This is a genomic window from Microbacterium sp. NPDC028030 (assembly GCF_040637855.1).
Lineage (GTDB): Bacteria > Actinomycetota > Actinomycetes > Actinomycetales > Microbacteriaceae > Microbacterium.
The window spans coordinates 903,102-915,391 of record NZ_JBEZXF010000002.1 but is presented as its reverse complement, the minus strand read 5'-3'; the positions used below and the strand labels follow the sequence as shown (position 1 = coordinate 915,391).

The following is a 12,290-nucleotide window of genomic DNA, read 5'->3' as shown; positions in this document are numbered from 1 at the left end:
CCGGTCGACGGACATCGGTAACCCCGATGTCGTGAGGGGGATCAGAACCGCAGCAGGACCTTGCCCACGCGCCCTGGGGCGTTGCTCGCCTGCACGGCGGCTCGGATGTCGGCTGCGTCGAAGGTCGCGGCGACCGGAAGGGTCAGCGTGCCGTCGCCGATCCGCTGGAACAGTTCGCCGAAGAGTTCGCTGCGGACGGCGGGCTCGAGCTGGGGGATGACCTTGCTGCCCCAGAACCCCTTCACGGTCGCCTGCTTGAAGATGACGTCGGAGGACGCGATCTCCATCGTGGGGGAGTCCATGGCCCCGAAGGCGACGAGTGTGCCGCCCTCCGCGAGCAGGGAGAGCACGTCTCCTGCGGAGGAGCCGCCGACGGAGTCGACGCCCGCCATGATCGGTGCTCCGCCGGTGAGAGCGGCGACCTGCTCGCGCCAGTCGTCGTGATCCGTGGCGACGACATCGCTGACGCCCTGTGCGCGAAGCTCGTCGACGCCCGCGGTCCGTCGGACGAGGCCGAGGACCCGGACGCCGCGTGCCGCGCCCAGCTGGGCGAGCATGCGCCCGACGGCGCCGTTCGCCGCGTTCTGCACGATCCACTCGCCCGGCCGCACGTCGAGGAAGCGCAGCAGGGTGATCGTGCTGAACGGCATCGACACGAGCTGGGCCGCGCTCTCGTCCGGGAGGGAATCGGGAACGGGTATCAGGCCGGCGGCGTCTGCGAGGAAGTACTCCGCCCACGCGCCGAACGTGCCTCCGGTCGCCACGCGCTGACCGACGGCGAGGTGCTCGACTCCGTCGCCGAGAGCGTCGACGACGCCGAGCGCCTCGGTGCCGGACGCGGCGGGCAGTTCCGGGGTGAAGCCGTACGTTCCGCGGACCGTCCACAGGTCGTGGTTGTGGATCGGGGAGAGCAGCGTCCGGACACGCACCTGGCCGGCACCCGGCGCGGGTATCGGGCGCTCCTCGAGCTGGAGGACCTGCTCGGGATCACCGAACGTCGGATGGATGAGTGCGCGCATGAGGTTTCCGTTCTTTCGATGCGAGTTCAGGGAGTGTCGTCGGCGCGGGCGGACGAGGCGATGCCGGCGCTCACGCGCTGGAGTCGTTGCGTGATGTCGTGCAACTCGGAGATGAGAGCGCGGCGATGCTCGTCGTCGTGAAGGCCGGCGGCCTCGGCGACGACGGCATGGATGGGGGCGACCTCGGCTCGCAGCTCCTGACCGCGCGGTGTGAGCTGCACGGTCACGACCCGCTCGTCTGCGGCGCTGCGCGTGCGGGAGAGGAGCCCCGCCTGTTCGAGGCGACGGACGAGGGGCGACAGCGTGCCGGAGTCGAGGCGCATCACCTCGCCGAGGGAGCCGATCGTCTGCTCTCCGTCGAGCCACAGTGCCGCGAGCACCAGGTATTGCGGATACGTCAGGCCCCAGGGGGCGAGGAGTGCCCGGTACGCCTGCGTGGTGGCACGAGTGGCGGAATAGAGGGAGAAGCACACCATCTCGTCGGTCATGGCCATGTGAGAAGCATTGCACACATGTGTATTGTGCACAACTTATTGGAGGAGCGGCAGGACACCACCCGCACGGGGTGAGAGATCGCGTGCTTGGTGGTGCGGCCGCAGTACGCTCGGGGCCATCGAGCAGCCCGGAAGGCAGGTGAGCACTGTGAGCCGACCACCGTGGCTTTTCAGCACGCTCGAGGGATACCAGCGTCGGTGGATCACGCGCGACCTGGTCGCCGGGCTGTCGGCCGGTGCTGTGGTGATCCCGCAGGCGATGGCCTACGCGACGATCGCGAACCTGCCGGTGCAGGTCGGGTTGTACACATGCATCCTGCCCATGATCGTCTACGCGTTCCTCGGCGGGAGCAGGGCGATGAGCGTCTCGACGACGTCGACGATCGCGACGCTCACGGCCACGACCCTGGTGTCAGCGGGAGTGGCCGCCGGTGCCGACGATGCGATGGGCTCCGTGATGACGCTGACCCTGCTGGTCGGGGTGGTGCTGCTCCTCGCACGGTTGTGTCGACTGGGCTCGCTCGTCGAGAACATCAGCGGCGCCACGGTGCTCGGCCTCAAGATCGGCGTCGGGGCGACCGTCGCGGTGGGACAGCTGCCGAAGCTCCTGGGGGAGAGCTTCGACTTCTCCGGCCACGGGTTCTTCCGGTCGCTCGTCGCGGTCGGCCAGGCGCTCGACAGCCTGAACTGGCCCACGGTCGCGCTGTCGGTCGGGTCGATCGCGGTGCTGGTGCTCCTCAAGAAAGTGGCGCCGCGGGTGCCCGGCACTCTCGTGGTCGTGGTCGGGGGCATCCTCCTCGTGTGGCTCGCCGGCATCGACCACCTCGGCGTGAACCTCATCGCCCCCGTGCCCGGGGGGCTGCCGCTCCCCGGAGTGCCCGACTTCGCCCAGGCGACGGCACTGGTTCCGGGCGCGCTCGCGATCGCGGTCATGGCCTTCCTGGAGTCCGCGGCTGTCGCGCGGAGCCTCCGCACCGCATCCGAGCCTCAGATCGACAGCGACCAGGAGCTGTTCGCCACCGGCGCGGCGAACGGGGTCGGCGCCTTCTTCGGCGCGATGCCCGCGGCGGGCGGGTTCTCGCAGAGCGCGGTCAACCAGAGCGCGGGTGCGCGATCCCAACTCGCGACCGTCGCCACGGTCGTCCTCGCGATCCTCGTCGCCCTGTTCCTGGGACCGGTCCTGAGTCTGATGCCGGAGGCGACCCTGGCAGCGATGGTGTTCGTCGCGGTCGCCGGGCTCATCAACATCCCCGAGCTCGTCCGTTGGGCACGCATCAGCCGGGTCGACTTCTGGATCGCGCTCTCCGTCGCGATCATCGGACTCACGGCGGGGCTGCTCCCGGCTGTTGCGGTCGGCGTCGTGGTCACACTCGTCCTGGTGCTGCGAGAGCTGAACGTGCCCAAGGTGCGGGTGGTGGGGCAGGGGCGGGGCGTGCTCGGGGTCGAGCTCGACCGCGGTCTGTACACCGCCAACGCCCAGGCCAACGAACGCAGGATCCTCGAGATCGTCGGGGGAGCGGAGGAGCCGACCCGCGCCGTGGTGCTCGGGCTCGAGCAGCAGGAGGTCATGACGATCACGGTGCTCGACGCGCTCGCGGAGCTCGACAGGGAGCTCGCCGCGCAGGAGGTGACTCTGCACCTCGCGGGGCTTCCGTCGGCAGCGGTCGCAGTCGCCGAACGCACCCCGTGGTTCACCTCGCTCCGGTCTGCAGGCCGGGTGCACGGCTCCGTGCGAGACGGGATGGACGCCGCTGCCGCCGCACCGACGGATACATCGGAGGGCGCCGTTCACCCTGGTGAAGTCGATGAGGCCCGCTGACGACCGACCGGGAGGTGCCTAGGCTGGCCCCGAACACGATCAGCGGAGACCGCGTCGTGATCGGGGAAACGGGGGACTCGCATGCTCGACACACGGATGCCCGCGTCGGCAGGGCGGCCGAGGTGGATGACCACGGCGGCGTGACCTGGCAGTGGTCGCGGTTCGGCCTCGGTCTGCTCTTCGCCCTCCCCGCGATGATCGTCGCTCCGTTCAGCGCCACGGCCGGGCTCGCGCTCGCCGCGGGTGTGCTGCCGGCGGCGGCGTTCCGCCTCCCGCCGCGACGGCGTGGGCGCGCGGTCATCCCTCTCGTCGGCGTGCTCAGTGCCGCCGGCGTGCTCCTCGGATCGCTGCTGGCGACGGTTCCCGCCGTCGCTGTCGTGGCGGTGTTCGCGTCCGCGGTGCTCGCGGCCGTCACCGCGGCTCGGGGACGCGTGGCGCAGCTGGTGCTGATCCTGGCGCTGCCCATGGTGGGCATCGGGCTGAGTTTTCCCTGGTCCGCCGTCTCCATCGGACTCGCCGCCAGCATGCTCGTGGGGTCGGTGTACGCGTGGCTGGTGGCGCTCGCGTGGCCGGAACGCGATGAACCGCCGCCCGCGGCAGCACCCGTTCCCCGAGGTCGCGCGATGCTCGTCTACGGGATCCTTCTCGGTGCGGCGGCCGCGATCGCGGCCGCGGTCGGATTCGTCCTCGGACTCGAGCACGTCGGCTGGGCCACGGCGGCGGTGCTGCTCGTGATGCGGCCCGTGCGCGGGCAGCTCATCGCGCGCAGCATCGGTCGCGCGGTGTCGGTTCTCGTCGGCGCCTTCGCCGCTGCCGCCTTCGCGGTCGTCCGACCGGACGACCTCGTGATGGGGATCGCCGCGGGTGTCGTGGTCGGCGCCCTGTGCGCGAGTCAGGAGAGCCGCTGGTACGTCGCCCCGGGCTTCATGACCTTCATCGCCCTCACGCTGATCCTGGTGACGTCCTCGGCACCACCGGGGGCGCGGTTCCTCGAGCGGGCATTGGAGACGCTTCTCGGCGTCGGCCTCGCCCTGGTCTTCGGCGCGGTGGTGCCTTCGCTCCTGTCGTTCCTCGCTCGCCGACGCGGGGTGCGGTCGGTCTGATCCGTCTTCCGCCTGATGCTTGAGGCTCTGTGCGCGCGATGCCATACTGCGGAATATCGGTTGACCTTGATCCCCGTGGCGCGACGTCGCATCGCCGGAATCGCCCTCGAACTCGACAACGACGACCTCGCATTCACTCCCGCCGAGGTGCGCTCGCTGTACCGAGCGAACGGGTATCGGCTCTCGCAGGGCGAGATCAGCGCGATCCTGCAGCGCACTGAGGGGTGGGCGGCCGGACTCCGGCTCATGCTCCTCGCGCGCGCGGAGCACCACGCCGACGAACGCCCGCTCCGTGGGGACGCTCCCGCCGTCGTCGACTACTTCCTCGAGGAGGTCTTCGCCGACCTCGACGACGAACTGCGCGACTTCCTCGTCGTGACATCGGTGCCTGACGCATTCACTCTGGAGCTCGCCACCGTGCTCGCGGACGGGGCCCCCGCCGCGGCGCTCGTCGAGCGACTCACCCACCTCCACGTGCTGATGAGCCGACACGGCGATGAACCGGTCTGGTACCACTACCACCCGCTGCTGCGGGAGTTCCTCGCCGGTCGCCTCGCCGAACGAGCGCACACGGTCGTCGAACGTCTCGAGAAAGAAGCTGCAGAGTGGTTCGCGAAGCACGAGGAACACCTGCCCGCACTGCGTCATGCGACGCTGAGCTCCGATCCCGTATGCATCTCCGTCATCCTGCGTCGATGCGGCATGCAGCTGATCCTCACCGGGCACGCGGAGCGCGTGATCGAGGCGATCGCGACGATGCCCGCGCCGTTGCGCTCCGACCCCGCCGTGCAGATGCTCGTCGCCGCGGCCGAGCTCGCCCGCGGTGACGCGTCGGCCGCGGCCGCGGTGCTCGCAGCGTCCCGCGATCGGAACGGCTCCGCGGTGCAGCGCCGGTGGCAGGCGGGACTCGACCTGCACACGGCCGTGCGTCGGGGCGGTATCGTCGACGCGCTCGACAGGCTGGGGACAGCTTTCGATGCGGTCACGGGCGAATCCCAGGTCGACACCTACGCGTTCCTCCAAGCGGCCATGGGAGAGCTGTACGTCGGTCATCTCGACCGCGCGGAACGCTATGCCCGCTTCGCGGGGGACCGGGCGCGCATGGTCGGCGCGATCGCCGCGGAACTGCAGTCATCCGCGATCCTGAACACCAGCGCGCTCTTCCGCGGCCGGATGCGCGATGTCCTCGACTCCGCATCCCAGTTGGACGCCCGCTGGTGCGAGCTCGGCACTCCCGATGACGCGTTCTACGAGGTGACCAGGGTGTGGCGCGCCTGGGTTCCCTACGAGCGGCTGCAGACAGTCGACGCCGACCGCACGCTGCGCGAAGCCACGGCGATCATCGACTCCGGCTCCGAACCGGCGATCGCGCGGGGGCTCCGAGGGTTGGTCGTCCTGCTCACGCACGAGCGGGCCGACGATCCGCGCGCCGCCGCGATCGCGCTCCTCGACAACCTCTCGCCGCGCGACGACATGCCGCTTCCGCTGCACTGGTACGCGATGGTGAGCACATTCGCCGTGCACGCCTTCGACCGGCTCGGCGAGCCCACCCTGCGGGACCGGTTCATCGCCGACGCCGAACACGCTCTCGGTGCGACCGGCGACGTCCTCGTGCTCCGCGCGATCGCGGCGTTGCACGATCATCGCCACGCGTCGGCACGCGAGACCCTCGCCCCCGTCCTCGACGGCTCATCGCGGTGCCTGCTGCCCGCCTCACTGGTGGACGCGTGGTTGGTCGAGGCCGCACTCGACGTCCACGGGGGCGATCCGGTCAGAGCGCAGGAGTCGCTGGCCACGGCGTTGTCGCTCGCCGAGCCCGAGGAACACGTCCGGCGCTTCGCCCACGCCGATCCTGCGGTGGTGCGCCTGCTGGGAGCACGAGCGACGTCAGGAACGAGGACGCACTTCGCCGACACGGTCAGGGATCGGCTCGCGTCCGCGGGGGCGCTCGTGGACGAGGAGCTTACCCAGCGCGAACGGATCGTGCTCCGAGCGCTGACGCGCAACTCGACCCTGCGTCAGATCGCCCAGCAGGAGTTCATCTCTCCGAACACGGTGAAGACCCACGTGCGCAACATCTACCGCAAGCTCGGCGTCTCCGACCGCGACGGGGTCATGGCGGCCGCGCACGCCCTCGGGATCGAGTGATGCGCGCGGCCGCCGATCCTTCGCATCAGTCGCGGGCCATCGCCGCCGCGAGGTGGGCCTCCAGGTCGAGGTAGGCGTCGTCTGCGATGTCGAAGACGACCTTGGTGATCTCGCCGCCGGCGAAGTCGAATCCGTAGCCGTACAGGGACGACACCGGATCCGCGCTGTCCCGGCCGATCGTCAGGCCCTCGCCGCAGAGCGAGAAGTGACCCAGCACCGTGCGGATCTGCTTCTCGCCGACGACCTGGTCGTCGATGTACAGCTTCACCGGCCCCACGCCCTCGCGATGCTCACCCATGCTCTCCTTGGTGAACTCGACCCCGATGATGTGCTTCCCGGAGGTCGGCGCCGGCGCGGAGACCCGGTCCTCCGGCGGGATGCCGAGGAAGTTGTACACGTAGTGGACCTGTCCGTCCTTGATCACGAGTGCGTGGCCGCCGAAGCGGGACCCGTGCGCGAAGATCACTCCCTGCGTGTCGGAGGTGAACTCGACCTCGGCGGCGATCTTGTACGAGACGCCGTGCGTGTTCGCGGCGGACCGCTCCGGCACCTCGCTCGTGCCGGGGTAGTACACGAACCGCCCTGATGGGGGAGCCGGCTGGTGGAACTCCATCGCGACGAACGTCTCGAAGTCCTTCGGATTCCCGATGATCTGCAGATCGTTGAGGGGCAGCACGTCGTTGACCTTCGCCTCCTCCATCCACAGCGCCTTGAGCTCCTCGACCTTCTCCGGCTGCTCCACCGCGAGGTTCGTGGACTCCGCCCGGTCGACGTCGGTGTGGTAGAGCTCCCACTCGTCGTCGTCGAAGTTCCCCTTGCCGCTGATGGGGCCGTGCACCGTCACCGCCTTCCATCCGTCGTGCCAGATGCCGCGCTGACCGAACATCTCGTAGTACTGGGTCTTCTTCGCGGTGGGTGCGTCGGGGGCGGCATCGAACGAGTACGCCATCGAGACGCCGGACAGCGGGGTCTGCTCGACGCCGTTGTAGACGTCGGGGAACTCCACCCCGCACGCCTCGAGGATCGTGGGGACGATGTCGGTCGAGTGGTGGTACTGGTGCCGCACCTCGCCGCGGGCCTTGATGCCGGCAGGCCAGTGGATGACCAGCGGATCGCACACCCCGCCCTGATAGGTGTAGCGCTTGAACATCTTGTACGGGGTCGAGAACGCCGCAGCCCACCCCGTCGGGTAGTGGTTGTACGTGTCGGGCGAGCCGAGCTTGTCGACCAGGCGCAGGTTCTCCGCCTCGTCGTCCGGGTAACCGCCGAAGATCTTGCCCTCGTTGACCGATCCGTTCGGGCTCCCCTCACCCGATGCCCCGTTGTCGGCGCAGTAGATGATCAGCGTGTTGTCGAGCTGACCTGACTCCTCCAGATAGTCCACGATGCGTCCGACCTGCGAGTCCGTGTACTCGCTGAATCCGGCATACACCTCGGCCATCCGGCTGAACATCCCCTTCTCCTCGTCGGTCAGGGAGTCCCACGGCCGCACCTCGTCGGACGCAGAGAACGTGCCGTCCGGCATGGGGTTGAGGGCCGTGAGCGCGGTGTCCTCGGGGAGGATGCCCTTCTCGATCATGCGGGCGAGCACCCACTCGCGGTAGGCCTCGTAGCCGTCGTCGAACATGCCCTTGTACCTGTCGATGTACTCCTGCGGCGCGTGGTGCGGAGCGTGGTTCGCGCCGGGACAGAACCACAGGTACCACGGCTTGTCCGGCTCGGTCTGCTTGACGTCGCGGATCATCGTCAACGCCTGGTCGGCCAGATCCCTCGAGAGGTGGTATCCCTGCTCGGGAAGGTACGGCTGATCGATGTAGTGGTTGTCCTCGGCGAGCGACGGGTACCAGTTGTTCGTCTCGCCGCCGATGAACCCGTAGAACCGGTCGTATCCCTGCGCCAGCGGCCAGTGCTTCTTGGACGCGCCGGCCGTCCACTCGTCGATCGGCACGTTGTGGTTCTTGCCCACCCAGAACGTCGACCAGCCGGCATCGCGCAGCACGTGCGCCATCGTGGCGTTCGACTCGGGAATGTGGGAGTTGTACCCGGGGAAGCCCGTCGACGACTCCGAGATCGTCGCGAAACCGTTCAGGTGATGATTGCGTCCGGTCAGGAAGGTCGACCGCGTCGGCGAGCACAGCGCCGTCGTGTGCCACTGGGAGTAGGTGAGCCCGTTCTGCGCGAGGCGATCCATCGTCGGCATGTTGATGCGACCCCCGTACGGAGACCACGCGGCCATGCCCGTGTCGTCGTACAGGACCACGAGGACGTTGGGCGCCCCCTGCGGAGGTCGCGTGGGGAGGAACGCGTCCCAATCGGCGACGGAGTCGCGCACGTCGAGGTTGATCTTGCCCTGGAAGTCGCGAGCCATCATCGTCTCCTTCGGATCGTGGGTCGTGCAACGCCCCGTGGATTTTCACGGTACTGGGACGTGCCTCTCCGGGCACCCGTGCGGGGGCGCGTTCATCCGGGTGATCTCTGCGTGTTCCTCGCCGTCGATCGCCATGGCGCGCCGCATCGGTTCACAGCAGGGCGGCGATGGCCTTCTCGAGCTGAAGTGCTCCGATCACGAGGAGCAGAGCCGCGTTGAGCACGTGGGAGTTGCCGGCGATCCACGTGCGCACGCGGTCGAGAGCCGGCTGCGCCTCAGCGCCGCGCACGATGACGTAGAGCACGGGCGCGGCGACGGGCAGGGTGCCGACGACGACGAACACGATCGCCACCACTGCTCCCGCGGTGCCCCCGACGTCCGACTGGGAGATGTCGAGCGCCGCGAGGATCGCGCACGACGCATCCACCGGGTTCAGCACGAACAGCCCCACCCCGAGGAGGAACGTGCGACCGGGCCGGAAGGACTCCACCGAATGCAGCCAGCCGGGCAGTTGCGGAGATGCCGCCACGACGTCGCGGGGCGAGGAGGCCGCCGCCATCCGCTCCACGTGAGCACGGCCCTTGCGATACACCCACACCGCCGCGCAGACCAGGAACGCGCCGATGAGCAGGCGCACGACCGGAACCCACAGCGGCGGCTCGTTCCGCTCGCGGATGGCGAGCTGCGGGAACAGCCACAGGAAGAACGCCAGGAGGCCGCCCAGCCCGAGGAGCCAGCCTAGGAGGTAGGCGATCCCGTTCGTGCGCGCGCGGCCGGAGAGCAGCACCGCGACGAGCGCCATGATCGCGAGGGGACTGAGGACGACGCCGAGAGCGACCGGGACGAGGTCGAGGATCAGTTCGCCCATCGCCGGATCCTCCGTCTGCTCGAAGCGCTTGCGGCCTAGAAGCTGCCGATGCCCTTGCCGATCATCGAGACCCCGATGACCAGCAGGAGGACGGCCATGATCACGGCGTTCTCCTGCGCCAACCACCCGCGAAGGGCATCCAGCGGGCCGCGCAGGCGGTTGGACGCCACCAGGTATCCGAGCACAGGCACGAGAACGGTCGACGCGGCGATGAGCGTGTAGACGACGACGACCACGATCGTCGAACCGGCCGAGAGCGCTCCGCTGCCGATGTCCGTGCCCGCACCGGCGGCCATGATGAGGTTCTTTGGGTTGACGGCGGAGAGCAGGAAACCCAGGCCGAGGGCCACCGGGAAGGTGACGGTGTCGATCGCCCTCATCCACTTCGGCAACGCGGCGTCCTCGCCCGCCTTCGGCCGCTTGCGCCACTGCCCGAACGCGAGGAGGAACAGGAGTAGGCCGAGCACGAGCTGCACCACGCCCCGGATCGGCCGGGAGGCATCGGGATCCTCTTCCGGCAGCACGGACGACAGCAGCGTGAAGACCGTCACGGCGGCTACGATCCCGATGACCCAGCCGAGCAGGAAGCCGACGCTGGTCACGCGCGCTTTCGGCGAGAGCAGCATGAGGATCGCGGCTATGACGGGGATCGGACTGATCGCGACCCCGAGCGCGAGCGGGAGGATCTCTCCTATGACGGCGCCCATCAGCGGCCTTTCTCCTGTGGCGTCCGCTCCGTCGTCGACGGGGCGAGGCGTGCGATCGCTTCGCGGTTGGTGGCATAGACCGTCTCGGACGAGAGCAGCCCGAGGGCCGTGAGGCGCTGGAGCGTGTTCGGCCTGACCCGGCTGAAGGACAGCGACACCGCATGGTTCGCGAGCCACTCCTTGAGGGAGACGAAGGACTCAGCGCCGGTCACATCCACGTCGGTCACCGCTTCCATGTCGATGACGAGATGATGGACCTCGTCTTCTCCGGCCGACCGGATGGCCTCCTTGACGGCACTCGAGAACACGGCGCCGTTGGCGAAGAACAGCGGCGCGGCGAGGCGGATGACGATCACGCCTGGCGCGGTCACGGTTCCGGCGGGAGCGTCTTCGAGCAGCGATTCGCCGGGGTCGCCGCTGGACTCGAGGACGTCGATGGCGGGGTTCGACGCCCGCTTGGCGAGGTTGATGAGTGCGAGCACGAACGCGACCAGGATCCCGGGGATCGACCCGATGAACAGCGTCACGAGGAAACAGGTCGCCCCGATGAGGAACTCGAAACGATCCTTGCGCCACAGATCCACGAAGTCGCGGATGCCGAGCAGCGGGATGATCGCGACCCCGACGATCGCCCCGATCGCGGGAGAGGGGATGTCGGCCAGCAGCGCCGTGCCGAACAGGAGCAGCAGGAGGGTGCCTGCGGCGAGGATCAGGGCGGGGAACTGCGTTCGCGAGCCCGCCTGATCCATGGCCGCGGTGCGCGAGGTCGAGGAGCCGACCGCGAAGCTGCCCTGGGCGCCGGCGGCGATGTTCGAGACACCGAACGCGAAGAGGTCGCGGTTGGCGTGGAAGGGGTACCCGTGCTTCTCGGAGTACGACCGCGAGACCAGCAGACCCTCGGCCGTCGTGACGAGGGTCAGGGCGATGGCAGAGGGCACCAGTGCCAGCCAGAGGGACCAGTCGATCATCGGCCAGGTGAGCACCGGAGGACCGGCAGGGACCTCGCCGAGGACATCGACGCCGCGCTGGTCGAGACCGGTGAGGACCACGACGAGCGTCGTCGCGATCAGGACGATCAGCGCCCAGGGCACGGACCGCAGGAACGCGCGTCCGAGCAGCAGCACCGCGACGGAGCAGACCGAGATCAGGACGGCCCACCCGTTCAGCGTCGTGATCCCCCCGACGAGGTCGGCCACCTTGCCGGTGAACTCCTTGCCGGAGTCGATCGTGACGCCGAGCATCTTCGCCACCTGGCTGACCATGATGTCGAGCGCCAGCCCTCCGACGAACCCGACGAGGATCGGCTTCGACAGGAAGTTCGCCAGGAAGCCGAGCTTGAACACGGCGAGCAGCACGAACATGCCGCCGCAGATGATCGCCTGCGCGAGGGCGAGCGTGGCGTAGTCCGCGCTGCCGGCGGCGGCGAGGCCGCCGATCGAGGAGGCGACCAGCGCGGCTGCGGCGGCGTCGGGTGAGGCGACCAACTGCCGGGACGAGACGACGAGGGCGTAGACGATGGTGGGGACGATCAGCGCGTAGAGACCGGCGGTGGGCGGCAGGCCGGCGATCTGCGCATATCCGATGTTCAGCGGGATCGCGATCGCGAGCAGAGTGACGCCCGCCGTCAGCTCGGTGACGAGGTTCCGCCGGGTCAGACCCGCGAGTGGTCGTTGCACAGCGCCTCCCTTCGCCGGCGCTCAGGCGAGCGCGCTCGGGTCAACGATCCCACCGGAGCGGACGCGGCGACCACGTCTGGTCCCGAAC

The 12,290-nt window shown here is 69.1% G+C and carries 9 protein-coding genes; 3 read left to right on the top strand and 6 right to left on the bottom strand.

The window, feature by feature from the left end; genetic code table 11:
- Positions 1-41 precede the first annotated feature (41 nt).
- Positions 42-1,019: a zinc-binding dehydrogenase gene (locus tag AB0E56_RS13410; RefSeq protein WP_359799637.1), complete on the bottom strand. Its 978-nt coding sequence runs from the start codon at positions 1,017-1,019 to the stop codon at positions 42-44.
- Between the two features lie 26 nt (positions 1,020-1,045).
- On the bottom strand, positions 1,046-1,513 hold the full coding sequence (locus AB0E56_RS13405; RefSeq protein WP_359799634.1) for a MarR family transcriptional regulator: 468 nt from the start codon (positions 1,511-1,513) through the stop codon (positions 1,046-1,048).
- A gap of 148 nt (positions 1,514-1,661) precedes the next feature.
- Between AB0E56_RS13405 and AB0E56_RS13400 the strand changes: the two genes are divergently transcribed.
- The 3 genes from AB0E56_RS13400 to AB0E56_RS13390 are packed head-to-tail and all read left to right on the top strand — an operon-like array spanning position 1,662 to position 6,583.
- Positions 1,662-3,332, top strand: a complete 1,671-nt coding sequence (locus tag AB0E56_RS13400) for a SulP family inorganic anion transporter (RefSeq protein WP_359799633.1) — start codon at positions 1,662-1,664, stop codon at positions 3,330-3,332.
- 56 nt (positions 3,333-3,388) lie between these two features.
- Complete coding sequence (locus AB0E56_RS13395) at positions 3,389-4,435, top strand: FUSC family protein (protein WP_359799631.1); 1,047 nt, start codon at positions 3,389-3,391, stop codon at positions 4,433-4,435.
- Between the two features lie 60 nt (positions 4,436-4,495).
- Complete coding sequence (locus AB0E56_RS13390) at positions 4,496-6,583, top strand: LuxR C-terminal-related transcriptional regulator (RefSeq protein WP_359799629.1); 2,088 nt, start codon at positions 4,496-4,498, stop codon at positions 6,581-6,583.
- Between the two features lie 25 nt (positions 6,584-6,608).
- On the opposite strand, the gene AB0E56_RS13385 is transcribed toward AB0E56_RS13390, so the two are convergent.
- The 4 genes from AB0E56_RS13385 to AB0E56_RS13370 all read right to left on the bottom strand — a co-directional run bounded on the left by AB0E56_RS13385 (position 6,609) and on the right by AB0E56_RS13370 (position 12,202).
- Positions 6,609-8,951 (bottom strand): arylsulfatase, encoded by a 2,343-nt coding sequence (locus tag AB0E56_RS13385; RefSeq protein ID WP_359799627.1) that lies wholly within the window; start codon positions 8,949-8,951, stop codon positions 6,609-6,611.
- 151 nt (positions 8,952-9,102) lie between these two features.
- On the bottom strand, positions 9,103-9,819 hold the full coding sequence (locus tag AB0E56_RS13380) for a GAP family protein (RefSeq protein ID WP_359799626.1): 717 nt from the start codon (positions 9,817-9,819) through the stop codon (positions 9,103-9,105).
- A 35-nt stretch (positions 9,820-9,854) separates the two neighbouring features.
- Positions 9,855-10,526 carry a GAP family protein gene (locus AB0E56_RS13375; RefSeq protein WP_359799625.1) on the bottom strand — a complete coding sequence of 224 codons (672 nt, stop codon included), beginning with the start codon at positions 10,524-10,526 and terminating at the stop codon, positions 9,855-9,857.
- Entirely contained in the window at positions 10,526-12,202 is a 1,677-nt protein-coding gene (locus AB0E56_RS13370) for a SulP family inorganic anion transporter (protein WP_359799623.1), read from the bottom strand. The genes AB0E56_RS13375 and AB0E56_RS13370 overlap by 1 nt, the downstream gene beginning before the upstream one ends.
- Positions 12,203-12,290: the final 88 nt, after the last annotated feature.